Source organism: Micromonospora sp. NPDC127501 (genome assembly GCF_040302185.1).
GTDB lineage: Bacteria > Actinomycetota > Actinomycetes > Mycobacteriales > Micromonosporaceae > Micromonospora.
This window is the reverse complement of the sequence record NZ_JBEORJ010000004.1, coordinates 519,243-543,494: the sequence shown is the minus strand read 5'-3', so window position 1 is coordinate 543,494 and position 24,252 is coordinate 519,243. Positions and strand designations below refer to the sequence as shown.

Genomic DNA, 24,252 nt, shown 5'->3' with positions numbered 1-24,252 from the left:
GGGGGGCGCCAGCGGGCCTAATATTACGTGTGCCGCTGGCCGCAGCACACGCTGCGGCGGTGGCCCCCGGACCGCGCTACCCCCCCCGGCGCCGCCGGGCCGGGCCCGCCGCCGACGACCAATCAGATCTTGGCGACCTGGTTGAAGTTGAGCTCCACCGGAGTCTCACGACCGAAGATCGACACCAGCACCTTGAGCTTCTGCTGGTCGGCGTTGATCTCGCTGATCGTGGCCGGCAGCGACGCGAACGCGCCGTCGGTGACGGTGACGGAGTCGCCCACCTCGAAGTCGAGGACCTTGATCTCCGGCTTCGCCTTCTTCTGCTCCGTCTCGACCGCCGGCGCCAGCCACTTCAGCACCTCGTCGAGCGAGAGCGGAGCGGGCCGGTCGGCCCGGTCGGTCGCGCCGACGAAGCCGGTCACACCCGGGGTGTTCCGGACACAGGAGTAGGACTCGGCGGTCAACTCCATCCGGACCAGGATGTAGCCCGGGAAGACCTTGGCCTGGATCTGCGAACGCTTACCGTTCTTGACCTCGACCTCTTCCCGGGTCGGCACCTCGACCTGGTAGATGAAGTCCTCCATGTCGAGGCTCGTGATCCGGGTCTCGAGGTTGGTCTTGACCTTGTTCTCGTAGCCGGCGTACGAGTGCACCACGTACCAGTCACCCGGGGCGTAGCGCAGCTTCTGCCTCAGCTCCGCGACGGGGTCGTAGTCCTCGTCCGGTGCGGGCTCGGTCGTTGGGAACTCCGGCTCGCTGGCGGCCTCAACCGACTCGTCACCAGCCGCCGTCGCGACCGTGGACTGCTCGTCCACCGGTCCGGCGGTCTCGTCGTACTCAGGCACGCTCGCTCACTTCCGTCACTATGGCTGGAGGCAGCCGGTCAGTCCGAGTTGCCAAAGACAAACAACACGACCTTGGCGAAGCCGAAGTCCAGCACACCCACGATCGTCAGCATCACCGCGACGAACGCCACCACCACGGCGGTGTAGGTCAGCAACTCCTTGCGGGTCGGCCAGATGACCTTACGCAGTTCGGCTACGACCTCGCGGAAGAACCGCGCGATGCGGCCGAAGACGCCCACCCGACCCGTTTCCGACCGGGTGGTCGGCCGGCTGTCCGCCGACTCCGCCCGGGCACGGGACCGCGTTGCGGTGCCTCCCCGGGAAACCGGCTCGTCCGCGCCGGAGGCGTCGTCGTCGGCCACGTCGTCGACGACCTCGTCGTCCAGACGATCGTCGCCGTCGTCGTCGCGCCGCTTGTTGTCGGCCACTTCGCCCTCCGTCGCGGAAGCTGGGGTCGCACGCCGAGTGGCGTACGCGGCGCTGGTCACGCCGGCCGGACCCAACCGTCCCGCGACGGGCCGCGGCCGGTGGATCACCAGGAGGGCCCGATTGCCTCGGACCACCCCGCCGATGCCACCACCACGGGCCGGACGCCGCCAAGTTGGCGGCGCGACCCACGGGAACGGTCAGGCCTGAGGCGCAGGGGTGACAGGACTTGAACCTGCAGCCTGCGGTTTTGGAGACCGCTGCTCTGCCAATTGAGCTACACCCCTATGCGGCAACACTCGCCCCACGCGGCCACAGACGACCGAGCAGGGGTCACTTGCCCCACGGCGGACCAGTGTACGGGTAGCCGCCCGACTTTCCCAACCGGTCTCTCCGCCACGCGTGGCGGGCTCGGTTCAGCGTGCCGTCCGGATGGTTGCCCGCGCCTGCGACAGCACCTTCTCACCCAGGCAGGTGGCGGTCACCTCGAGTCGGGTGAGACCGTCCTCGGTCACCTCGCGGACCCGCGCGGTCACCTCGATCTCGGTCCCCTGGTCGTCGTCGGGGACCACCACCGGCCGGGTGAAACGCACGCCGTACTCGACCACCGCGTCCGGCGACCCGGCCCACTCGGTGACCGCCCGCCCGACCAGCGCCATGGTGAACATGCCGTGGGCGATCACCCCGGGCAGACCCACCTTGGTGGCCACCCGGTCGCTCCAGTGGATCGGGTTGAAGTCGCCCGAGGCGCCGGCGTAGCGGACCAGGTCCGCGCGGGTCACCTGAAACGTCTGTGCTGGCAACTCCATCTCACGCCTCCCCGCGAATGACGTACCTGGCCCAGACCGCGACAACGGGCTCCCCGCCGACGGTGCTCACGTCGGTGCGCGTGGTCAGGAAGCCGTGCCCACCCCTGGTGCTGACGTCCTCGATGGTGTTGGTGCAGACCAGCTCGTCGCCGGCGACCACCGGCCGGGTGTACGCGAACCGCTGGTCGCCGTGCACCAGGCGGCTGTAGTCGACGCCCAGGGCCGGGTCCTCGATGATCTGGCTGCTCGCGGCCATCGTCACGATCACCGGAAAGGTCGGCGGGGCCACCACGTCGGCGTGGCCCAGCGCCCGCGCGGCCTCCGGGTCGTGGTGGGCCGGATCGGTGGCGCCGATCGCGCTGGCGAACTCGCGGATCTTTTCTCGGCCCACCTGGTAGGGGGCGGTCGGCGGATACGTCCGGCCGACGAAGGAAGGGTCCAGAGGCATGCCGCGAACCTACACGGAAAGCCCAATCGCCGACCTGATCGGTAGGCGGCGGCGGAGCCGCACCAAACCGGTCAGATCGGCGATCGGAAAGCTTCGACAACGGCCGGCCCTGAGGCCGGCCAGCAGTCAGCGGGTCTCGCGGTGGACCGTGTGCCGACCGTCACGCGGGCAGAACTTCTTCAGCTCGATGCGGTCGGGGTCGTTGCGCCGGTTCTTGCGCGTGATGTAGTTGCGCTCCTTGCACTCCACACACGCCAAAGTGATCTTCGGCCGGACATCGGTAGCCTTCGCCACGGCGGAGTGCCTTCCTCGCTAACGGAAACAACTACGACGCGCCAGCCTAGACGCTGACAGCGCGGACATGCAAAGTGGGCGCCAGAAGCGCCCATTTTCTTACGACCACCGGCAACGAGCCCGGAAGACGAGAGTAGCGGTGGCCGGACTTGAACCGGCGACACAGCGATTATGAGCCGCTTGCTCTACCATCTGAGCTACACCGCTGCGATGGGTCCAGCTGAACCCTCGAGCCCCCTTACGGAATCGAACCGTAGACCTTCTCCTTACCATGGAGACGCTCTGCCGACTGAGCTAAGGGGGCCTGCGCGATCTCCCCGTGGGGCGCGCAGGAGTAAGAGTACACGGCCCGGCTCGACAGGTGAAATCGGATCCCCGGTGATCGTCCGCGCCCTGCTCAGGGCACGACACGCAGGCGCGGAAGCTCCCCGTTGGCGACCGTCTCCGGCTCGACCTGGGCACCGAACCAGGCAGCCAACCGCTCGTACGGCAGCGGCCTGCTGAACAGGAAGCCCTGCCCGATCTCACAGCCGATGTCCTGGAGAAGCTCCAGGGTCAGCTCGCTCTCCACACCCTCGGCCACCACCGCCAGACCGAACTGCTGGGAAAGGGTGACCACCGCGTTGACGATCGCCAGGTCCCCCGGATCGGTCGCCATGCCCTGCACGAAGGAGCGGTCCACCTTCACCTCGTGCACCGGCAGCCGGCGCAGGTGCGCCAGGGACGAGTCACCCGTGCCGAAGTCGTCCACCGACAGCCGTACGCCGAGATCCCGCAGCCGTTGCAGGGTGGGAATCGGCCGGTCCGTGCCGTCCAGCACCCCCGACTCGGTGATCTCCAGGGTGAGGCGCTGCGCCGGCACCTTGTACTCGGTCAACAACTCCTGGACCCGGTCCGGGAAGTGCTGGTCGATGAGCGTACGAGCCGAGAGGTTGACCGCGATGGGCAGCGGCTGGTCGGCCAGTGCCCAGTCCCGGCTGCGCCGAAGACCCTCCCGGAGCACCACCTCGGTGAGCCGGCTCAACTGGCCGGTGTGCTCGGCCACCGCCACGAAGTCCTCGGGGGCGACGGTGCCGTGCGCCGGGTGCTCCCAGCGGGCCAGACACTCCACACCCACCAGGCGCCGGTCCCGCAGGGTCACCTTGGGCTGGAAGTAGACCTCCAGCTCGCCCTTGTCCAGTGCCTGACGCAGGTCGCCGGCGAGACCCAGCCGGCGCAGTGAACGGGACTCCAGCGCGGGGTTGAACAACTGCACGCTGCCCGGCACCGACTTGGCCGCGGTGGCGGCGAGGTCGACCCGCAGCAGCAGGGTCGCCGCGTCGCTGCCGTGATCCGGGTGTACGGCCACCCCGACGGCCGTGTTCACGTCGAGGGTGAGCGCGTCGAAGACCATCTCGTCGCGGATCTGTTCACGCAGTTGGGCGGCCAACTCGAGCGCGGCCTCAGCGCTCTCCAACCGCAGCGTCACCAGGAACTCGTCCCCGCCGGCACGGCCAACCAGAGCCGACGACGGCGCGCTGGCCCGCAACCGGTTGGCGACCTCGGTGAGGACCTTGTCCCCGGCCGCGTGCCCCAGGGACTCGTTGACCTGGCGCAGCCCGTCGACGTCGAAGAGCAGCAGCGCCACCACCTCGCCCGGTGCGCGGATCTTGACCGACTCGTCCAGCGCTCCGGTGATCCGCCGCCGGTTGGGCAGTCGGGTCAACGTGTCGTGGTGCGCGTCGTGCCGGAGCCGGTCGACCAGCCGCGAATTCTCCAGGGCCACGGCCGCGTGCGCGGCGACCGTCTCGAAGACGGGGATGTCGCCGGGCGTGAAATGACCGACGTCGCTGAGCCGGTTGACCACCTCGAGCGTGCCGATCACCGCCTGCCCCGAGTAGAGCGGCACCACGATGATGTCCTTCACACCGGTGGCGCGCAGCGATCCCCGCAGGCTCTCCTCGTCCCCGAGGCGAACACCCATGGCCAGACTGCGGCGCTGACGGCGGGCCTCCTCGCGAACGACCACCGGCGTCGGCGACGTGTCCAACAGGCCGGCGTCGTCGACCCGCGCGGTCAGCATCACCTCCGGGTGACGCCCCTGGGCCGGCAGCCACAGCGTCGCGTACTCGGCCTGCATGAGCCCCCGGATCCGACCGAGGAGGACGTCAGCCAGGTTGCCGCTCTGCCCGTTGGCGGTCATCGCCTTGGTGAGTTCGTACATGTCGCCCAGCGTCCGGTGCTGCCGGAAGAACTGCTCGTACGACCGGTAGACCTTCGCGAGCGCGACCCCGAGCACGACGATCAACACGGCCGACCACCAGGTGCTGTCCACCGCGATCAGGACGATCAACCCGACCACGAGGTTGACACCGTTGGCCAGCAGAGACGGCAACCCACTGCGCAGCACACCCAGCGCGGCGTGCCGGCCGTGCATGATCGCGATCACCCCGGCCACGCCGGCGAGGGTCGACACCACGACGGTACCGACGGACGCGAAGAGCACGCCCCACGTCCGCGGTCCGACGCCCACGACCGGTGGGAGCGCCAGCAACACGAGGCCGGCCAGCGATACGGCCGCAGCGGCGTTGGCGACGTTGAAGGCCAGTTTTTCCACGCCGAAGCGGTACCGCAGGTGGGTTATCAGCGTGGAAAGTGTGTAGACCAGGACGACCATCAGCGGCGGAAGGAAGACGAACGCCGGCACCAGCGGGATCTCGACGAGCCGCACCCCGAAGGACTGCCGCCCGATGACGAAGTTCAGCATCGGGAGGCCGGCGATCACCATCACGCCCAGCAGGACGGCGGCGAGCCCCCAGGACCCGGAGGGCTGCGGCCGGTTGGGGCTCACCAGCCCGATCGTCATCGAGAAGACGACGGCCAGGAACATCAACGGGCCGGTGATGAACCATGCGTACTGGGCCGGGCGCCGAGGAGACCCCGAGCCACCCGACGCGGACCGGCGGCCAGCCATCCCACTCCTTACCGGTCACTGCTGCGAAGGACGCGCGGCCGGGAACGAAGCTGACGACACCATCCGGTACGACCCTGGTGTCACCTGCCTCGACTAGTGCTGCGGCGCCGTCCAGACGTAGTCAAAAGCCTGGAACTCCCCGAAACTCCCGGAAGCCCCGCCTGCCATTACAGCGAGAGCCAGTGCTGCGACCACCATGCCGACCCGCCGGGCCAGCCTTTGACCAGACATCGTGTGCTCCTCATGGCAGGGGTGTCGGGAAGGCAAGATTCCACGATGGTGCCACACACGAGGCAGCCCGCAAAGCGGTCGGACGGCTGAGCGGCGCAGGCCCATCCAGCCGGCCCGAACGCTTCAACGACGGAAGCCCTGCAAGGTCGTTGGCTCGTCCCAGGAGACGCGCAGATGATGCGTGTTCAAGTTATAGCCACAATTTGGATCTACGTCATGGATGCCGCTTCCGGTAGCAAAGCCCGCCCCGAACGCAAAGCCGGCAGGTATGGGCGGCACCGCGTCTTCCCGACCACCGGAACTCCCCCAGGACGATGGGCGCCGGTTGGCCGGGTTCGCAACCGGTGACCAGTTGAACACAACAATCCGCTCGGATCCATAGGATCGGAGTCTCTCGATTATCACCGCCGACGGAGGATGGTTCGAGACTCTGTAGCCTTCGCGACCGATCGGCGAGCCCCACACGGCTCGTCCCAGGCCGCGAAGTGGCCGCTGCGGTCAACCTCGTTGAAGTACGGGAGGCCGGGGTAGACCGCCTCGACCCAGCTCCGCGGAGCGGCCCAGACCTCGCCGGGGAACGTGGTGAAGCCGACCGGAGCCGGGACCGGCGGCCGGTCCCGACCGACCGCCTGGACCGGGGCCCGAAATCGCCCGAACCCGACTACCACCGGGCGGAGAGGTGCCGGCGCCGGTCGGCCAGTACGCCGTCACGATGTCGACAAGGGACTCGTGAGTGAGGCCACCCGCCGGTGCGCCATCGAACAACGGTGCCGTTCGTGGGCAGGACGGCGAGGCCTACACGACCTCAGCCTCGCGGGGTCGGCATGTACGGCGAGGTCGTCGATCTCGATGACGGTGGCCGCATCGCACGCCTCGGTCCGCACGGTCTCGGGGGCCAGAGCGGGTCGTCCACCACCCGCCCTGACAGCCCTTCGCCTCACCTCGTTGCAGGGTCGCGTTGACGGCGGAGATCCGTGCCGACCGGCACGGTGAAAGCGCCAAGAGGGAGCTCCTTGCACCGCCGTCTTGAATGATCATGGGCCGCAGGCTGCTCGCACAGATCATCGCGCCTCGCGTGCGGTCGCAACGGCGCATTCGGCCGGACAACGACAACGGCCCCTGATCAGCATCTCTGCTGGTCAGGGGCCGTGTCTGCACCTGGTGGCGGGTAGAGGATTCGAACCTCTGAAGCTTTCGCGACGGATTTACAGTCCGCTCCCATTGGCCGCTCGGGCAACCCGCCAGGGCACCCCACCGCGTCGCAACGCGGCGGCGGAAGCAAGGATAGCGGCTCCCCCCGGCACCTACGCAACCGGGTACGGTCAGGGGGTCGTGCCGCTGGTCGGCGGCCGACGGCAGGCCCAGACCGCCGGACAGCAGGAGCAGACATATGGCAGCGAACCCGTCGTTCGACATCGTGAGCAAGGTTGACCGCCAGGAGGTCGACAACGCCCTCCGGCAGGCGGAGAAGGAGCTTGCGACGCGGTTCGACTTCCGCGGCACCGGCGCTGAGATTTCCTGGTCTGGCGAGGAGGCGATCGGCCTTCAGGCAGAGACCGAGGAGCGCGTCCGCGCCGCACTGGACGTGTTCAAGGAGAAGCTCGTCAAGCGGAACATCTCGCTGAAGTCGCTGGATGCCGGGGAGCCGCGCCCGTCGGGCAAGATCTTCAAGATCGACTGCAAGGTGATCCAGGGCATCGAGACGGACAAGGCCAAGGCGATCAGCAAGAAGATCCGCGAGGAGGGCCCCAAGGGCGTGCAGGCGCAGATCCAGGGCGACCAGCTGCGGGTCACCGGCAAGAAGAGGGACGACCTCCAGGCGGTCATCTCGCTGCTCAAGGGTGAGGACTTCGGCGTCGCCCTCCAGTTCAACAACTACAGGTAAGGCGGCGACTGCCGCTCAAGCCGCCACCGACCGGCCAGGGCTCCGATGTCCGAAGTCAGGCAGGCGCTGGGCCTGGCTGGGTAAGGCGAGACTGGGGACCGCTCCCTGGCCACCAACCGGGATGCATCGGACGCCTACTCACAGGGCTTCGTCGGTTCCCGTCGTCGCGGTCTGCTGGCGGACGGCGTTTGCCGGTGTCCTGCCCACCGTTTGTGACCCGAGCGCCTGCCGGGCGGCTTCGCCCATGGGGTCGTCGCGGGTCGGCATCCCGCGGATGGTCGGCAGCACCTCTTCCCGAAAGACGCCGTGCAGCCGGTGCAGCTCCCGCGCCGGATGCTCGGCGTCGTCGACTCGCACGTCCCAGAGCGGGTACGGCTGATCCCCGATCACCACGACGGTCGCAGACCGCGCGCCGTGCCGGTCACCGCCGGCCTCCTCGCCGGCCCCGATGGCCAGGACGAGCCGCTCCGCCAGGTCGAGTTCCGCACTCTCCTCGAACAGCCGGACGATTTCCGCGAGAGTCTGTGGGCCTACCAGGCGGTTGCCCTGCACCGTGTAACCCGGCCCGGTGCGGTGTCCCGCCCAGCCCCTTGTGCGGGAGCCGGTGAAGGCGTGCGAACGGCCGTGGCGATCGACCATGCCGACCTGCCGCACCTCCCGGCCCGGGTCATGGGCCAGCAGCTCGGTCAGGACGTCCTGCGGCGAGCGGCCCTCGTCGAGCAACGGCAGGCCGTGATAGGCCAGGAACGGGTTGGGGGTGGCCTGGGTCGCCACCGCACCACAACCCGACTGGACGTGTGCGACGAGCTTGCCGACCGCAGGTCTGGCTGTCAGGGCTCCCACCCCCAGCTGGCCGGTACGCCGGCACCGTGCGGCGATCGAGAAGGTCACGCCCGGGAGGTACCCGGACCTACTCCCGGCATGCCTGGAGGTCGCCTGGTTGCGGTCGCCGGGGCACCTCCGCTTTGACACGCCATCCGCCCGCCAGCGTCGACTCACCCGAGCCGACGTCATCCGCTCGGGCCAGCCCCTTCCCCCGGACCGGCTTCAACCATCCGAGTTGACGTCAACCACCCGGGTCGCCACCAACCGCCCGGGTCGGCGTCGGCCGCCTGGCCTGGGCGTCGGCTCGCCCTGCTGGTCAGGCCTGTTATTGGGAGTCCGTCCATGGCGAGGGCTCGCACAGCCGCGCGGCGGCCGTCTCAAGCATCGACGGCGCTGCACAGGGGGCTCAGTAGACGACGCGATACCAGTGCTCGGTCTCGCCGGGCAGCGACTCCAACCGCACTGTGGTGCCGCCGGGGTGGTCGAACATACGCACCCCGTCGCCGAGCAGCACCGGGGCGAAGAACATGAGGACCTCGTCGAGCAGCCCGGCCTCGATGCACTGCTTGGCGACGTTGGCGCCGAGGATGTTGACGTACCGGTCTCCGGCGGCCTCCTTGGCCTGGGCGACGGCGGTGTGCAGGTCACCGACGAACGTGACGTCCGCGGGTGGCTCGGCCGGTGGCCGGTGGGTGAGGACGAACACCGGCCCGTGGTACTGGCCGCCGAACGCGCCTTCGCTGTCGGTGCCACGGTTGGGGTCGTCGCCGCCGAACGTGCCGTTGCCGGCCAGGATCGCGCCGACGCTGTTGAGCAGGCGCTCCGCCGTCGGGTTTTCGCCGCCCAGGTGGTCGCTCAGCCACGACATGTCGCCGCCCGGACCGGCGATGTATCCGTCGAGCGACGCCGTCGCCGAATAGAGAACCTTGGCCATGAACCCAGGGTAGGCGGGCGGAACCCGGATCACGCCGACCGGAACCCGCAGGGAAGACCGGAAGCCGCAGGCAAGACCGGAACCCGCAGGGAAGACCAGAAGCCGCAGGCAAGACCGGAACCCGCAGGGAAGACAGCCAGAGGGCAGCAGGTCAGACGGGGACGGGGTCTTCGGCGCGTACCGCCGTGGTTTCCGCGCGGGCGATGGGCCCGGCGGGTAGTGCGGCGACCGCGGCCCCGACGGCGACCGCCGCCCCGGCGAACAGGAACGCCCAGCGGACACCGCCGGCGTGGTCCACGATCACGCCGGCCACCGAGCCGCCGGCGGCGCTCGACGCCACCGCGACGGTGACCACCCAGGTGTACGCCTCGTTCAACATGCCGGTCGGGGCGATCCGGCCGACCAGGGTGTTCTCCAGGGTCAGCGCGGGCGCGATGGTGGCCCCGCCGACGACCAGCGCGACACCCAGCGCGAGCGGGGTGGGCATCACCGCGAACACGGCGAAGGTGGCGGCCAGCGCGGCGAGCAGCAGGGCGAACTGCCGGGTCATGTTCGGTGCTGGTTTGCGGACGCCGAACCAGAGCCCACCGATGGCGCTGCCGACGCCCCAGACCGCGAGCAGGACGCCGGCGAGGCTCTCCGGGTCGCCGGTGGCGTGGTCGCTCGCGAACGCCGGCACGATCACGCCGGCGGCCCCGAACGCGATGCCCAGGCCGGCGACGCAGATCAGCAGGGCTGGGAAGCCGGGGACCCGGAGCGGGCCGAGCCCACGGGCGTGGTGTTCCTGCGGGTGCGGACGCCAGCCGCGCATGACCCGGCCGAGGGCCACGGCGGTCGTGCCGACCAGGGTGACCACTGCCGCACCGATCAGCGCGGCCGCCGCGTCGGCGACGAGGACGAACCCGGCGACGAGCAGTGGGCCGAGGACGAAGACGATTTCGAACAGCGTGGTCTCGGCGGCCAGTGCGGTGTTGCGGAGGTGGTATCGGCCGGAGTTGGGGCCGGTCAGGTCGTTCCAGGCGCCTCGGATGGCGGCGCTGAGCGGCGGGTAGGTGGCGCCAGCCACGCCTGCGGTGAGGTAGATGACGGGGAGGGCGTCGTCGCCGGAGCGGCTGGCCAGCAGCAGCCCGATGAGCGCCAGCGGGTGGGCCACGGCGGTGAGCAGCAGGACGGGGCTGGGGCCGACCCGGTCGGCGATCCGTCCGGCCACCGGGCTGAGCGCGGCACCGGCGAGGGCGTAGATGCCGCCGGCGATGGCGGCCAGCGAGTAGCGCCCGGTCACCTGTTCGACGACCAGGAGCAGCGCCAGCGGGGTCATGCCGATTCCGAGCCGCCCGATGATGCCGGTGATCAGCAGCATGGGCGCGCCGGGGATCCGCCAGACACCCAGGTACTGACGCAGCGCGGTCACCGTGAACCTCCCGAGGATGTAATGAGCGTGAGCCGTTACGACCCTAACGCCGCCGCCTGACGGGAGGACAACGGAATAGTCTTCGACACAGTGATCCGCCCGTACCCGGCGCGGCCGGGTACGGGCGGATGCGGTGGATCAGCGGGTCAGCGCTGGAACTGCACCGGCCCCGAGTTGCGGGCCATCTGCTCCAGCCGGGCGACGCGGTCCTCCATCTTCGGGTGCGTGGAGAAGAGCGCCGCCATGCCGCCGCCCCGGAACGGGTTGGCGATCATGAGGTGGGCGGTGCTGGTGAGCTGGCCCTGGGCCGGCAACGGCCGACGTCGGGCCACCGCGTCGATCTTGCGGAGCGCGCTGGCCAGGGCCAGCGGGTCGCGGCTCAGCTCGGCGCCGGAGGCGTCCGCCTGGAACTCGCGGCTCCGGCTGATCGCCAACTGGATCACCGTGGCCGCGATCGGGCCCAGGATCAGGGTGAGCAGCAGCACAGCCGGGTTGGGTCGGTCCTCGTCGTCCCCGCCGCCCAGCGGGATGAAGAAGGCGAGGTTCGCCAGCAGGGTGATGATGCTGGCCAGACCGGCCGCCACGCTGGAGATCAGGATGTCCCGGTTGTAGACGTGGGACAGCTCGTGCCCGATCACGCCGCGCAGCTCACGGTAGTCGAGGATCTCGGTGATGCCCTGGGTCACGCAGACGGCCGCGTGCTGCGGGTTGCGACCGGTGGCGAACGCGTTGGGCTGCGAGGTGGGGCTGACGTAGAGCCGCGGCATCGGCTGCCGGGCGTCGGTGGCCAACTCCCGGACCATCCGGTACAGCTCGGGGAACTGCGCCTCGGTGACCGGTTGAGCCCCCATCGAGCGCAGTGCGAGCTTGTCGGAGTAGAAGTAGGTGACGCCGTTCATGACCAGAGACACGACGACGGCGATGACCAGGCCGCCGCTGCCGCCGAACCAGTAGCCCACCGCCAGGATCAGGGCGCTGAGCAGGCCGAGCAGCGCTGCGGTCTTCAGACGGTTGTGGTGCACGATGTCTCCTTCGGTGCACGGATCGCCGGGATCCGCTGACCGGTGTAACAACCCGGTACCCGCCAACCATCCGTCTCAACGCTGAGAGTTGACTGAGACCGGGCCCCGCTGGGTCAGCGGCCGGCCAGGTCGAGCACCAGTTGCGGGGCGACGCCGAGCACCACGGCGGCCACCGTCGCCACCGCCAGCACCACAGCCACCACACCCACCACGGGTACGCCCGACGCTCCGCCACCGGCGAGCGCCGCGGCCGGGCCGGGCGTCGTGGTCGGCGCCCAGAGCGCGGCGGTCACCCGCAGGTAGTAGGCGAGCCCGATCACGGCGTTCAGCGCCACCACCAGGGCCAGCCAGGCCGCGCCGCCGTCCAGCAGCGCCCGGACCACTGTCACCTTCGCGAACAGGCCGGCCAGCCCCGGCGGCAGACCAGCCAGACCCACCAGCGCGAGACCGAACGCCGCAGCTCGCCACGGGTGCCGCCGGGCCGCCCCGCGCAGGTCGTCCAGCGTGCCGCCGTCCGCACCCGCCGGCCGCAGCGCGGTCACTCCGGCGAAGGCGGCCAGCTCCAACACCACGAAGAAGACGGCGTACGCCATGGCGGCCGCGTACGCGGCGGACCGTGCCTCGTCCGTGCGTCCGGCGGCCAGCGCCAACGCTCCCAGCGGGGCGAGGATGTACCCGGCCTGCGCGACGGACGACCAGGCGAGCAGCCGGACGGTCCGCCGCTGACGCAGGGCGACCAGGTTGCCGACGGTCATGGTGAGCACGGCGAGCAGGGCGAGCACCGGACCGGTCTGGTCCGCCGGCAGCGCCCGTTGCACCACGGCGAGCAGGGCGACCAGGCCGCCCAGCTTCGACGCGGTGGACAGGTACGCGGCCACCGGCAGCGGGGCGCCGTCGTAGGTGGCCGGCGCCCAGGCGTGGAACGGCACCGCCGCCACCTTGAAGGCCAGGCCGACCAGCAGCACCGCCACCGCGGCGGTGGTCAACGGCAGGTCCCGCAGCTCCGGCTGCTCGGCGAGCAACGTGCCGAGCCGGTCCAGGTGCAGGCCACCGGTCACCGCGTACAGCAGCGCCGCGCCGAGCAGGGTCAGCGTGGTCGCCACCACGCTGACCACGAAGAAGGTCACCGCCGCCTCGGCGCTCGCGAGGCTCCCCCGGCGCAGGCCGACTAGCACGTACAACGGCAGGGTCAGCGTCTCCAGGGCGACGATCAGCGTGATCAGGTCGCCGGCCGCGCCGAGTACCACGCCGCCGGTCATCGAGCAGGCCAACAGGAAGGCGTACTCCCCGACCGGTGACCGTCCGGCCCGCAGCGCGGGCACCGACAGCCCGAGCACGCCCACTGTGAGCAGCGCGACCACCACGGCGACCAGGGTCGCGCGACCACCGAAGATCCAGGAGCAGTCGGCGCCCACGCAGAACGTCCGCCGTTCGGCACCCGCCCCGACCAGCGCTGATCCGACGGCGGTGCCGAGGGCGCCGAGCGCGGCCACGGCGATGGTGGCCCGTGGCCGGGCCACCAGCAGATCGGTGATGAGCACGAGTACGGCCGTGCCGGCGGCCAGGTAGGCCGGCAGCAGCGCGACGCTGTCCACGCTCTGCACGACGTTCATCTGAGCCTGCCTTCGTTCGCGACTGCGGGGCTCCGCTTCGCTGCACTCCTCGCGCTCACCGGGAAACCACACCGATCAGGGCGTCGACGGGGGCCTCGGCGACGCCGAGGACCAGCGTCGGCGCCAGCCCGATGGCCAACGCGAGCAGCACCAGCGGCACCCAGGCGGTCAACTCCGCACCGGCCAGGCCGGGGCCGACCTGACCGACGGCGGGGCTCGGCCGGTTGTGGGTGACCTGGCGCAGCAACCGCAGGAAGTACGCGGCGGTGAGCGCCCCACCGACCGCCGCCAGCAACCCGAGGGTGGTCCAGAGCGGGCCGCCCACCTGCACGGCGGCGATCACCGCGAACGCCTCGCCCCAGAAGCCGGCCAGCCCCGGCAGGCCCAGTGACGCGATCGCCGCGAACGCGAGCAGACCCGCCAACCGGGGCGCGGTCTCCCGCAGCCCGGACAGCTCGGCGAGGGTGCCCGTGCCGGTACGGTCCTTCACCGCCCCGGCCAGGAAGAACAGCAGGCCGGTGATCACACCGTGCGCGACGTTGCCGATCAACGCCGCCTGGATGCCGGTGGCGGTCAGCGTGGCGACGCCCAGCAGCACGAAGCCCATGTGCCCCACGCTGGAGTACGCGATGAGCCGCTTCACGTCCGACTGGGCCAGGCAGACCAGCGAGCCGATCAGGATCGCGGCGACGGCGAGCACGCCGAGCACCGGCGCCGCCCAACGGGCGCCCTCCGGCGCCACCCCCACCGCGACCCTGATCAGGCCGTACGTGCCCATCTTGAGCAGCACACCGGCCAACACGACACTGCCCACCGTGGGTGCCTGGGTGTGCGCGTCGGGCAGCCAGGAGTGCAACGGCCACAGCGGGCTCTTCACCGCGAACGCCAACGCGAGCAGTGTGAACGCGGCCAACTGGGTGCCCCGGGACATCCCCGCGCCACCGGTCAACGTCACCAGGTCGGCGGTGCCTGCGGCGGCGACCACGACGTACACGCCGACCAGCAGCAGCACCGAGCCGAACAGCGTGTAGAGGGCGAACTTCCGGGCTGCCCGACGCCGGTCCGCGCCACCCCAGCCGGCGATGATCGCGTACATCGGCAGCAGGACGACCTCGAAGAAGAGGAAGAACAACACCAGGTCCAGGGCGAGGAAGGTGCCCAGGATGCCCACCTCGACCACCAACAGCAGCGCGACGAGCGCCCGGCCGCTGCCGCCGTCCGGCACCCGCCACATCGTGTACGCGCAGCAGAGCAACGTGAGCAACGCGGTCAACACCACCAGCGGCCAGGAGATGCCGTCGACGCCGAGGTGGAAGCGCAACTCCAGACCGGGCACCCAGGGCAGGTCCAGTTGGTGCCACGGGCGCACCGCCGGCGCGTCCGCCGACCAGGCGACCCAGCCTCGACCGCCGAACACCAGCGGCACCGCGGCCAGCAGGGTCAACGCCGCCGCGACCGTGCCGACCAGCCGGGCCGCCCGGTCCCGGGGAGTCGCCGCCACCGCTACCGCACCCAGCGCCGGCACCGCCAGCACCGCGACCAGCAACCCCTGCCCAAACGTCACCGGACCGCCTCTGTTCGCGACTGCGGGGCTCGCAGACCCCGCTCACTCCTCGCGCTCACTGGATGCCTCCAACCAGGGCGGCGGCCAGGCCGATCAGCAGCGCGCCGGCCAGCACACCGGCGGCGGCCCGGGGCAGCGCCGCGCGGTGCAGCGCGGCCAGCGCGGCGCCCAAACCGGACGCGGCTCGCCCGCTGCCCTCGACCGCGCCGTCCACCACCACCTCGTCTCCGGCGCGCGCGGCGCGGGCCAGCGCGCGGACGGGGCGTACCACGACGGTGCGCTGGACGTCGTCGAGCCGGAACGCGCGGGCGAAGACCGGCCGCAGCGGACCCAGCGCCGCGGCCGGGTCGGCGACCCTGTCGCGCCGCCAGCCCAGCGTCACCAGCGCGGCGCCGAGCAGCAGGAACGCGAGCGGCAGCAGCACCCCCGACCCCAGGTGGACCAGGCCGTCCTCGGAGCCCGCCACCGGGACGGTGGGGAACCGCAGGCGGTCGGCGAACGCCCCGACGAACCCGGCCAGACCGAGCAGCGCGGCCGGCACCGCCAGCAGCAGCACCGGCCAGCGCAGCACTGCCGGCGGGTCGTGCGGCTGGACCAGGGGCAGGCGCGGGGTGCCGAAGAAGGCGCGCAGCAGCAGCCGACCCGCGTACCAGGCGGTGATCGCCACGCCGACCAGCCCGGCGATCCAGACGATCCAGCCCACCCAGGACGGGGCCGGGCCGGTGCCCTCCAGCGCGGCCGACTCGGCGACCGTCAGTACGCCGTCCTTGCTCCAGAAACCGGCCAACGGCGGCACCCCGGCCAGCGCGCCCAGGCCCACCACGGTGCACCAGAACGTCACCGGCATGCTGCGCCGCAGCCCACCCATCTCCGACATGAGGGTGGTGCCGACGGCGTGGATCACCGCGCCGGCGGCGAGGAACAGCAGCGCCTTGAAGGCGGCATGGGTGAGCAGGTGGAACAGTGCCGCCGACGGTGAACCGACCGCCAGCGCGCCGGTCATGTAACCCAGTTGGGACACTGTCGACCAGGCCAGCACGCGTTTGATGTCGTCCTGGGCGGTGGCGGCGAGCGCGCCGAGCAGCAGCGTGATCGCACCGAGCACGCCCAGCACGGTGAGCGTCACCGGCGCGGCAGTGAACAGTGGGTAGAGCCGGGCCACCGCGTACACCCCGGCGGCGACCATCGTCGCGGCGTGGATCAGCGCGGAGATCGGGGTCGGACCGGCCATCGCGTCCGGCAGCCAGGTGTGCAGCGGGAACTGCGCGCTCTTGCCGGCCACACCGGCGAGCAGCAGCAGGCCGGCGGCGGTCAACGTCGCGCCGGAGTGGTCGTGGGCGAGCACGTCGGCGATCCGGAAGCTGCCCGTCGACACGCCCAGCAGCGCGATGCCGAGCAGGAACCCGACGTCACCGACCCGGGTCACCAGGAACGCCTTCATGGCGGCGGCGGGGGCGCCGGCCAGTCGGCGGTCGTGGGCGATCAGGAGGTACGAGCAGAGGCCCATCACCTCCCAGCCGACCAACAGCATGATCAGGTCGCCGGCGACCACCACCAGCAGCATGGCACCGGTGAAGAGGCTGATCTGGGCGGCGTAGGGCGGGTAGCGGTGGTCCACGTCGACGTCGTCGTGCGGACCGCGCCGCAGGTAGCCGATCGAGTAGACCTGCACGGCCAGGGCGACCGCGGTGACCGCCACCGCGACCAGCGCGGCGGCGCCGTCCAGCCGTACGCCGAGGGTCACCGCCAGCCCGCCGAAGTCGACCCAGGTGGCCGACGTCTCCGTCGGCCCGTCGACAGTGAGCAGCAGCGCGAGGGCCAGCGCCAGCGCACCGGCCGCACCTGCGACGCCGAGCGTCACGGCGGCCGTCCGGGCCCGGTCGCCGCCGGTCGCACTGTCGCGCCGAGGGGCCGGTGGCAGCAGCAGACCGAGCAGCCCGGCGACCAGCGGTACGGCGGGCAGCAGCGCCCCGAGCAGCCCGGTCACCGGCCCGCCTCCGAGTTCAGGACGGCCGGCTCGCGCCCAGCGACGGGGTCCGGCGACTCGGTCAGCGGCACGTCATCCACGGCCACGGTCGCCCGCAGCCGGTAGAGCTGAAGGACGATCGCCAGCCCCACCCCGATCTCGGCGGCGGCGAGGACGATGACGAACAGCGCGAAGACCTGCCCCGAGTGCGGGAGCACGGCGCGGGCGGTGGTGTCGGCGGTGACCAGGATCAGGTTGACCGCGTTGAGCATCAACTCGACCGACATCAGCACCAGCACCGCGTTGCGGCGGCGCAGTACGCCGTACACGCCGAGACCGAACAGCAGCGCGGCGGTGACGTACGGGATGACTGGCCTCACCGGCGCCCCCCGGGCTCGCTGTCGACCAGGTCGCCTGCCGCGCGGTCGCGTTGCGGGGCGGCTCGGCCGATGTCCGGGCGGGACAGCACGATCGCACCCACCAGCGCGGAGAGCAGCAGCACCGAGAGCACCTCGAACGGCAGCACCCAGGATTGGAAGATCTGCTCACCCAGCCGCTCGGCGGTGCCAGCGCTGGGCAGCGTGACGGTGCTCCAGCGGTACGCGTCGACCAGCAGGGCGGTCAGCCCCAGCCCGGCGCCGCCACCGATCAGCGCGGCCGGCCAGCCGGGCCGGTCCAGGTCGTCGGAGGCACCGATCGGGGCCCGGGTCAGCATCACCGCGAACAGCAGCAGGACCACCACCGCGCCCACGTAGATCAGCACCTGCACCCAGGCCACCAGCTCGGCGCTGAGCACCAGGAAGTCACCGGCCAACGCGCCCAGGCACACCACCAGGTAGAGCCCGGCCCGGACCAGGTGTTTCGTGGTCACCACCAGCACGCCGGCACCGACCGCCACCGCGCCGAGGGCGAGCAGCAGCACGTCCGCGCCGGTCACCGGGGCGCCCTTCCGGCTCGGGCGCTCACGACGCCGGGTCCTGGTCGGCGTCGGGGCGTACCGCTGGCGGAGCGGGACGTGCGGCGGCCGCCTTGCGCGCGGCGGAGGTCTCCTCCTTGGCCGGCTCGCCGTTCGGGTCGTGCGCGGGCGGCGGCGGAACGGTGGCCATCCACTGACCGAGGTGGTCCTTGTCGTGCAGCAGGTCCTTGATGTCGTACTCGGCGTACTCGAACTCCGGCGACCAGTAGAGCGCGTCGAACGGGCAGACCTCGATGCAGATGCCGCAGTACATGCAGAGCGAGAAGTCGATGTCGAACTTGTCGAGCACGTTGCGCTGGCGGGGGCGGGCGGCGCCGGGCACCACCACCTCCTCCTTGTGCGAGTCGATGTAGATGCACCAGTCCGGACACTCGCGGGCGCAGAGCATGCAGACCGTGCAGTTCTCCTCGGACAGCGCGATCACGCCGCGCGAGCGTGGCGGCAGGTCGGGGGCCGTGTCCGGGTACTGCTGGGTGGTCGAACGGCTGGTCATCGTCTTGAGGGTGACCGCCAGCCCCTTCACCAGGCCCGCGCCGGGAAGGCCGCGTCCGCTGGTGTCATCGCGCTCGCCGGGGTCGCTCATGTCGACCATCCTGCCCTGTGGCCACGGCGCGCGCGACCACCACCCACAGGTCGACGGCGGTACCGTGGTCGCGGGGAGAACGAACGCACCTGGAAGGACCTGCCATGACCGCCGCGCTGCAGAGCGACTACCCGCCCGAGGGCGGGTGGACGACTGAAGATCTGGATGCGCTGCCCGAGGATGGCCGCCGCCGGGAACTGCTCGATGGAGTGCTGCTGATGTCCACCTCCCCCACCCGCAAGCATCAAATCATCGCTGGGCTACTGATGGCCGAGCTGCACGCCGTCTGCCCCGACGACTACGACGTCACCCAGGGGGTAGCGGTGCGTATCAACCGCACCCGCTCGTTCATCCCCGACGTTCTGGTGACCACGTCGGTCGCCGCCGCCCGCGAGCCGTCGAAGTACGAGCCGCACGAGGTGGTCCTTGCCATCGAGATCGTCTCACCGAGCACCCGCTCCATCGACCGGGTGTTGAAGCCGGCGCTGTACGCCCAGGCCGGCATCCCCTTCTACTGGCGGATCGAGACCGAAGGCGCGCTGGAGGTCGTGACCTACCGGATCGACGCGGTGAACGAGGTCTACACCGAGACCGGGCGGTGGACGAAGTTCGTCGACACCGGCGAGCCCTTTCCGATCAATCTGCCGACCAGCCGGATCACGCCCCGGGTCCGCTGACGACGGCCGGTGGGAGCATCTCGACGCCGAGTTGTTGCAGCAACTGGAACAGCTCGTTGCAGCTCCACACCTCGACGATCCGGCCCGCGGCGAAACGCAGGAACGTCGCCCCGGAGTAGCTGACCACCTGCCCGGTCGGCGGCACCGGCCCGAACTGCCCGGCGTGGGTGCCGGCGGCCCGCCAGTGCACGGCCACCCGCTCGCCGGCCGCGACCACGTCGACGATCTTGTAGCGGAGGTCCGGGAAGGCCGCCCGGCGCTCGCGATGCCAGGCCAACGTCGCCTCCGGCCCGGTGCCGCCCAGCCCCGGGCACTCCTCGGCGACCAGCTCGTACGCCGACTCCTCCTGGCGGGCATTCCACACATCGGCGATGAACCGCCGGGCCGCCGCCTCCACATCCGTCATGCCGGCAGGGTATCCGGGACCACGGTGCGCCGTAGATCCGCGAGGATTGGGTAGAGACACTGACCAGACCGGGAGGGTGACGTGGGCGAGGAAAAAGGCGGCAAGTACGTCGAGCCGGGCGGCGAGTTCACCCGCGACCAGCGGTACATCGCCACCCGGATCACCGAGGACGGGCGCGACGGCTATCCGGTCGAGCCGGGCCGGTACCGGCTGGCGGTCAGCCGGGCCTGCCCGTGGGCCAACCGACTGATCATCGTGCGGCGGTTGCTCGGTCTGGAGGACGCCCTCTCGATGGCGGTGGCCGGCCCGACCCACGACGCCCGGAGCTGGACCTTCGACCTCGACCCGGACGGCCGGGACCCGGTGCTCGGCATCGAGCGCATCCAGGAGGCCTACTTCAAGCGCTTCCCCGGCTACGAGCGCGGCATCACCGTGCCGGCGATCGTGGACGTGCCGACCGGGCAGGTGGTGACCAACGACTACGCGCAGATGAGCCTGGACCTGTCCACGCAGTGGACGGCGTACCACCGCGAGGGCGCCCCGCAGCTCTACCCGGAGCACCTGCGGGAGCAGATCGACGAGGTCAACGCCGTGGTGTTCCGGGACGTGAACAACGGTGTCTACCGGTGCGGGTTCGCGGGCAGCCAGGAGGCGTACGACAAGGCGTACCACCAGCTCTTCGACCGGTTGGACTGGCTCACCGAGCGGTTGACCGACCAGCGCTACCTGGTCGGCGACACCATCACCGAGGCCGACGTGCGACTGTTCACCACGCTGGTTCGCTTCGATCCGGTCTACCACGGCCACTTCAAGTGCAACCGGCAGAAGCTGAGCGAGATGCCGGTGCTGTGGGCGTACGCCCGGGACCTGTTCCAGACTCCGGGTTTCGGCGACACCATCGACTTCGACCACATCAAGCGGCACTACTACGAGGTGCACCGCGACATCAACCCGACCGGGATCGTGCCGCTCGGCCCCGACCTGTCCAACTGGCTCACGCCGCACGGTCGGGAAGCGCTCGGTGGCCGCCCCTTCGGCGACGGCACCCCGCCCCCACCCCCGGCCGAGCCCGTCGACCCCGCCCACACCCCGCTGCGCTGACCCGGGGGCCCGCCCAGCCTGTCGATCATGGAGTTGTGGTGGATGACAGAACGGTGCTGTCCGCCACATCCGGGCACCACGACTCCATGATCGACGCGGAGCAGGCGGAGCAGGCGGGGCGGGGGGTTACAGGGCTATGCGGACGGCTGCGGTGAGGACCAACTGGGCCAGGGACGCGGGGACCAGGACCAGCCAGCAGAGGCGTTGGAGTTGGTCCTCGCGTAGCCGGGGGTAGGACACCCGGAGCCAGATGATCACGAAGGACACCGCGAAGATCTTGAGCAGCGTCCAGAGCCAGCCCAACTGGTCGTCGGCGAACGGGCCCTGCCAACCACCCAGGAACAGCACAGTGGTCAGCGCGGCGATCACCACGATGCCGACGTACTCGGCGAGCAGGAAGAACGCGAACCGCAGACCGGTGTACTCGGTCATGTAGCCGAAGACCAGCTCCGAGTCGGCCACCGGCATGTCGAACGGTGGCCGACGGATCTCGGCCAGCCCGGCGACGAAGAAGATGATCATCGCGGGTGCCTGCCAGAGCAGCCACCACGGCTGCCACGCCTCGACGATGCCCGACAGGCTGAGCGTGCCGGCCGCCATCGCCACCGACGCGGCGGCCAGCACCAGCGGCAGCTCGTAACCAAGCAACTGGGCCGCCCCGCGCAACCCGCCCAGCAGGCTGTACTTGTTGGCCGACGCCCACGCCGACATCAGCACCGCCACCACCCCGACGCCGACAACGGCCAGCACGAAGAAGAGGCCGATGTCCAACGGTTGCCCGACCAGGTCGTTCGGGCCGAGTGGAATGACGAGCAACACCAACAGGTAGGGCACCAGGGCCACCGCCGGCGCCAACCGGAACACCGCCCGGTCCGCCTCGCGCGGGGTGATGTCCTCCTTCTGCACGAACTTGACCCCGTCGGCCACGAGCTGCGCCCAGCCGTGGAAGCCGCCCGCGTACATCGGACCGAGCCGGCCCTGCATGTGCGCCATCACCTTGTGCTCGGCCTGGCCGACGAGCAACGGCAGCGTGAGGAACGCGACCACCACGCCGCCGATCCGGATCACCAACTCCACCCAGAGCGGCATCAGGCCGTACCCCCGTCGTGGTCGCTCCGGCCATCGCGGCCCGGCGGGTCCGCGATCGGCTCCCCGCCCGACGCGGTCGGGCCGTCGCCAGGCTTGTCCGATGCGGCCGCACCGGGCGCGGGCCGCTCGGCCGGGCCAACGCCGGGCGCGGACTCGGCGGCCGGACCTGCGTCGGGTGCGGGCTGGTCGGCCGGGCCAGCGCCAGGCGCGGACTCGGCGGCCGGACCTGCGTCGGGTGCGGGCTCGGCGGCCGGGCCAGCGCCAGGCGCGGACTCGGCGGCCGGACCTGCGTCGGGTGCGGGCTGGTCGGCAGGGATCGGGCCGTCGGTGGCGCCGGCCGGCCGGGGAGTACGCGCCGGACGGGCCCCCGGGGCGGGCCGCGCCGGACGCTCACGCGCCGGTCTGGCCGGGGTGCCGCCACGCGGGCCCTCCCCCACCCCACCGGCGCCCGCCGGGGTGGGCGTGGGCCCCCACTCGCCCGGCGCGGGAACGCCCGGCGGGCGGATCGGTCGACGCCCGCCGCCGGCCTCGGACTCGCCCGGCTCCTTCGCACCCGGCCAGGGCTTCGCCACCCGGGAAGCCAGCACGAACTCCTTACGCAGCGGGTGACCCTCGAACTCCGGCGGCAGCAGCAGCGGCAGCAGCTCCCCATGCCCGGCGAAGTCGATGCCGAACATCTCGTGCGTCTCCCGCTCGTGCCAGGCGGCACCGGGGTAGACGTCGACCACCGAGGCGACACTGGGCGCGCCGCGCGGCAACCGGGTACGCAGCAGCAGGCCGTGACGCAGTCGCGTCGACCAGAGGTGCGCCACCACGTCGAAGCCCTCGGCCAGCTCGTCGACGGCGGAGAGCCAGTCGAAGAAGTCGCAGGCCAGCTCGGCGTCGTCCCGGGCGGCGGAAATCGCGGTGAGCCAACTCGTGGGCGGTACATCGATTGTGGCCCGGGCGAAACGTTGCCCGCCGGAGACCGACGGGGTCGCCTCAACCGGCGCGAGCAGCGCGACCAGTCGAGCGCCGACCTCTTCGGGAGTCATGCCGCTGATCCTAGTGCCGGCCCGGCCCGCACCTGGCCGCCGCCGATGCCCAGCGATCTGCCGGCTTTGCGCGCGGCGCACGCCCCGGCGGGGAAAGATGAGGGCGTGCGCGCTGTGACAGTGAGACCCGGGGTCGCCAATTCGCTGAACCTCGTCGAGGATCAGCCGGAGCCGGCTGCCGAGGAGGGCTCTGTTCTGGTCGAGGCGCTGGCGGTGGGGATCTGCGGCACCGACCACGAGATCATCGCCGGGGAGTACGGCGAGGCGCCGCCGGGTGCCGACCGCCTGGTCATCGGGCACGAGTCGCTGGGCCGGGTGATCGAGGACCCGAGCGGCACCCTGCAACCAGGCGACCTGGTGGCCGGGATCGTCAGGCATCCCGATCCGGTGCCCTGCCCGAACTGCGCGGTCGGCGAGTGGGACATGTGCCGCAACGGCCAGTACACCGAACACGGCATCAAGGGACTGGCCGGGTTCGCCCGGGACCGCTGGCGGGTCGAGCCGCAGTTCGCGGTCGCGCTCGACCCGGCGCTGGCCCAGGTAGGCGTGCTGCTGGAGCCGACGAGTGTGGTGGCGAAGGCCTGGGATCACATCGAGCGGATCGGGCACCGGGCCGAGTGGCAGCCGCAGACCGTTTTGGTGACCGGGGCCGGGCCGATCGGTCTGCTGGCCGCGTTGCTCGGCACCCAGCGTGGGCTCACCGTCCACGTGCTGGACCGGAACACCGAGGGGCCGAAGCCGGAGCTGGTCGCCGGGCTCGGCGCCACGTACCACACGGTGCCGGTCAACGACCTGCCGTTCGAGCCGGACGTGGTGATCGAGTGCACCGGCGCTCCCACTGTGGTCCTCGACGTCATGTGCAAGGCGGCCCCGACCGGGATCGTCTGCCTGGCCGGGGTGTCCAGCGGCGGCCGGACCATCGACTTCGACGCCGGGGCGCTCAACCGGGCGCTGGTGCTGGAGAACAATGTGGTGTTCGGCTCGGTCAACGCCAACCGGCGGCACTGGACCATGGCCGCGGAGGCGCTCGCCCGCGCCGACCAGGTCTGGCTCGAGTCGCTGATCACCCGGCGGGTGCCGGTGGACCGGTACGCCGACGCGTACACCCCCGGGCCGGACGACATCAAGGTGGTGCTGGAGTTCGCGTCCTGAGCGACGCC

Annotated in this window: 22 protein-coding genes, 4 tRNA genes and 1 pseudogene; 4 read left to right on the top strand and 23 right to left on the bottom strand. The window is 71.1% G+C overall.

Annotated elements, in window-relative coordinates; genetic code table 11:
- Positions 1 to 122 precede the first annotated feature (122 nt).
- The 10 genes from nusG to ABTW72_RS12620 all read right to left on the bottom strand — a co-directional run bounded on the left by nusG (position 123) and on the right by ABTW72_RS12620 (position 7,249).
- Complete coding sequence (nusG, locus tag ABTW72_RS12665; RefSeq protein WP_112584800.1) at positions 123 to 845, bottom strand: transcription termination/antitermination protein NusG; 723 nt, start codon at positions 843 to 845, stop codon at positions 123 to 125.
- Positions 846 to 883: 38 nt separating this feature from the next.
- Positions 884 to 1,273 (bottom strand): preprotein translocase subunit SecE, encoded by a 390-nt coding sequence (gene secE, locus ABTW72_RS12660; protein WP_091403530.1) that lies wholly within the window; start codon positions 1,271 to 1,273, stop codon positions 884 to 886.
- A gap of 212 nt (positions 1,274 to 1,485) precedes the next feature.
- Positions 1,486 to 1,558: transfer RNA gene (locus tag ABTW72_RS12655), tRNA-Trp, on the bottom strand.
- Between the two features lie 129 nt (positions 1,559 to 1,687).
- A complete protein-coding gene (locus tag ABTW72_RS12650; protein WP_091402431.1) occupies positions 1,688 to 2,080 on the bottom strand; it encodes a MaoC family dehydratase in 393 nt (130 codons plus the stop codon).
- A 1-nt stretch (position 2,081) separates the two neighbouring features.
- Entirely contained in the window at positions 2,082 to 2,528 is a 447-nt protein-coding gene (locus tag ABTW72_RS12645; protein ID WP_238667525.1) for a MaoC family dehydratase N-terminal domain-containing protein, read from the bottom strand.
- 126 nt (positions 2,529 to 2,654) lie between these two features.
- Positions 2,655 to 2,822, bottom strand: coding sequence for a 50S ribosomal protein L33 (rpmG, locus tag ABTW72_RS12640; protein WP_007073056.1), 168 nt, complete (start codon positions 2,820 to 2,822; stop codon positions 2,655 to 2,657).
- Between the two features lie 134 nt (positions 2,823 to 2,956).
- Positions 2,957 to 3,029: transfer RNA gene (locus tag ABTW72_RS12635), tRNA-Met, on the bottom strand.
- Positions 3,030 to 3,053: 24 nt separating this feature from the next.
- Positions 3,054 to 3,126, bottom strand: a tRNA-Thr gene (locus tag ABTW72_RS12630).
- A gap of 93 nt (positions 3,127 to 3,219) precedes the next feature.
- Positions 3,220 to 5,775: a putative bifunctional diguanylate cyclase/phosphodiesterase gene (locus tag ABTW72_RS12625; protein WP_502892189.1), complete on the bottom strand. Its 2,556-nt coding sequence runs from the start codon at positions 5,773 to 5,775 to the stop codon at positions 3,220 to 3,222.
- Between the two features lie 1,390 nt (positions 5,776 to 7,165).
- Positions 7,166 to 7,249: transfer RNA gene (locus tag ABTW72_RS12620), tRNA-Tyr, on the bottom strand.
- Between the two features lie 147 nt (positions 7,250 to 7,396).
- On the opposite strand from ABTW72_RS12620, the gene ABTW72_RS12615 reads away from it, so the two are divergent.
- Positions 7,397 to 7,891 (top strand): YajQ family cyclic di-GMP-binding protein, encoded by a 495-nt coding sequence (locus ABTW72_RS12615; RefSeq protein WP_091402478.1) that lies wholly within the window; start codon positions 7,397 to 7,399, stop codon positions 7,889 to 7,891.
- A 138-nt stretch (positions 7,892 to 8,029) separates the two neighbouring features.
- Here the strand turns inward: ABTW72_RS12615 and ABTW72_RS12610 are convergent, their stop codons facing one another.
- From ABTW72_RS12610 to ABTW72_RS12565, 10 genes are all read right to left on the bottom strand, one after another.
- Positions 8,030 to 8,782: a DUF1028 domain-containing protein gene (locus ABTW72_RS12610; RefSeq protein WP_350857852.1), complete on the bottom strand. Its 753-nt coding sequence runs from the start codon at positions 8,780 to 8,782 to the stop codon at positions 8,030 to 8,032.
- A gap of 340 nt (positions 8,783 to 9,122) precedes the next feature.
- The gene (locus ABTW72_RS12605; RefSeq protein ID WP_350857850.1) at positions 9,123 to 9,650 is read right to left on the bottom strand and encodes a dihydrofolate reductase family protein; all 528 of its coding nucleotides are present in this window, start codon (positions 9,648 to 9,650) and stop codon (positions 9,123 to 9,125) included.
- A 151-nt stretch (positions 9,651 to 9,801) separates the two neighbouring features.
- Positions 9,802 to 11,061 carry an MFS transporter gene (locus tag ABTW72_RS12600; protein WP_091402486.1) on the bottom strand — a complete coding sequence of 420 codons (1,260 nt, stop codon included), beginning with the start codon at positions 11,059 to 11,061 and terminating at the stop codon, positions 9,802 to 9,804.
- Positions 11,062 to 11,207: 146 nt separating this feature from the next.
- Complete coding sequence (htpX, locus tag ABTW72_RS12595) at positions 11,208 to 12,083, bottom strand: zinc metalloprotease HtpX (RefSeq protein WP_091402489.1); 876 nt, start codon at positions 12,081 to 12,083, stop codon at positions 11,208 to 11,210.
- A gap of 113 nt (positions 12,084 to 12,196) precedes the next feature.
- On the bottom strand, positions 12,197 to 13,696 hold the full coding sequence (locus tag ABTW72_RS12590; protein WP_350857847.1) for an NADH-quinone oxidoreductase subunit N: 1,500 nt from the start codon (positions 13,694 to 13,696) through the stop codon (positions 12,197 to 12,199).
- A gap of 55 nt (positions 13,697 to 13,751) precedes the next feature.
- On the bottom strand, positions 13,752 to 15,260 hold the full coding sequence (locus ABTW72_RS12585; protein ID WP_350857844.1) for a complex I subunit 4 family protein: 1,509 nt from the start codon (positions 15,258 to 15,260) through the stop codon (positions 13,752 to 13,754).
- 55 nt (positions 15,261 to 15,315) lie between these two features.
- Entirely contained in the window at positions 15,316 to 17,247 is a 1,932-nt protein-coding gene (locus tag ABTW72_RS12580; protein ID WP_350857841.1) for an NADH-quinone oxidoreductase subunit 5 family protein, read from the bottom strand.
- Positions 17,244 to 17,606 carry an NADH-quinone oxidoreductase subunit NuoK gene (gene nuoK, locus ABTW72_RS12575; RefSeq protein WP_350857838.1) on the bottom strand — a complete coding sequence of 121 codons (363 nt, stop codon included), beginning with the start codon at positions 17,604 to 17,606 and terminating at the stop codon, positions 17,244 to 17,246. The genes ABTW72_RS12580 and nuoK overlap by 4 nt, the downstream gene beginning before the upstream one ends.
- Positions 17,603 to 18,163, bottom strand: a complete 561-nt coding sequence (locus tag ABTW72_RS12570; RefSeq protein WP_350857835.1) for an NADH-quinone oxidoreductase subunit J family protein — start codon at positions 18,161 to 18,163, stop codon at positions 17,603 to 17,605. The genes nuoK and ABTW72_RS12570 overlap by 4 nt, the downstream gene beginning before the upstream one ends.
- Before the next feature lie 25 nt (positions 18,164 to 18,188).
- A complete protein-coding gene (locus tag ABTW72_RS12565) occupies positions 18,189 to 18,794 on the bottom strand; it encodes a NuoI/complex I 23 kDa subunit family protein (protein ID WP_350857832.1) in 606 nt (201 codons plus the stop codon).
- A 95-nt stretch (positions 18,795 to 18,889) separates the two neighbouring features.
- Here ABTW72_RS12565 and ABTW72_RS12560 point away from each other — a divergent pair, with 95 nt between their 5' ends.
- Positions 18,890 to 19,462, top strand: a complete 573-nt coding sequence (locus tag ABTW72_RS12560) for a Uma2 family endonuclease (RefSeq protein ID WP_350857829.1) — start codon at positions 18,890 to 18,892, stop codon at positions 19,460 to 19,462.
- Here ABTW72_RS12560 and ABTW72_RS12555 read toward each other — a convergent pair.
- On the bottom strand, positions 19,443 to 19,868 hold the full coding sequence (locus ABTW72_RS12555) for an ester cyclase (RefSeq protein WP_350857826.1): 426 nt from the start codon (positions 19,866 to 19,868) through the stop codon (positions 19,443 to 19,445). The genes ABTW72_RS12560 and ABTW72_RS12555 overlap by 20 nt on opposite strands.
- A gap of 81 nt (positions 19,869 to 19,949) precedes the next feature.
- Between ABTW72_RS12555 and ABTW72_RS12550 the strand changes: the two genes are divergently transcribed.
- The gene (locus ABTW72_RS12550; protein ID WP_350857824.1) at positions 19,950 to 20,969 is read left to right on the top strand and encodes a glutathione S-transferase family protein; all 1,020 of its coding nucleotides are present in this window, start codon (positions 19,950 to 19,952) and stop codon (positions 20,967 to 20,969) included.
- A 126-nt stretch (positions 20,970 to 21,095) separates the two neighbouring features.
- Here ABTW72_RS12550 and ABTW72_RS12545 read toward each other — a convergent pair whose 3' ends face one another.
- Positions 21,096 to 22,058: a complex I subunit 1/NuoH family protein gene (locus tag ABTW72_RS12545; protein ID WP_091402514.1), complete on the bottom strand. Its 963-nt coding sequence runs from the start codon at positions 22,056 to 22,058 to the stop codon at positions 21,096 to 21,098.
- 437 nt (positions 22,059 to 22,495) lie between these two features.
- Positions 22,496 to 23,092 (bottom strand): annotated as a pseudogene (locus ABTW72_RS12540) (NADH-quinone oxidoreductase subunit C); the annotation flags it as partial.
- A gap of 105 nt (positions 23,093 to 23,197) precedes the next feature.
- Between ABTW72_RS12540 and ABTW72_RS12535 the strand changes: the two are divergent.
- Positions 23,198 to 24,244, top strand: a complete 1,047-nt coding sequence (locus ABTW72_RS12535) for a glucose 1-dehydrogenase (RefSeq protein ID WP_350857821.1) — start codon at positions 23,198 to 23,200, stop codon at positions 24,242 to 24,244.
- The last annotated feature ends 8 nt before the right edge of the window (positions 24,245 to 24,252 follow it).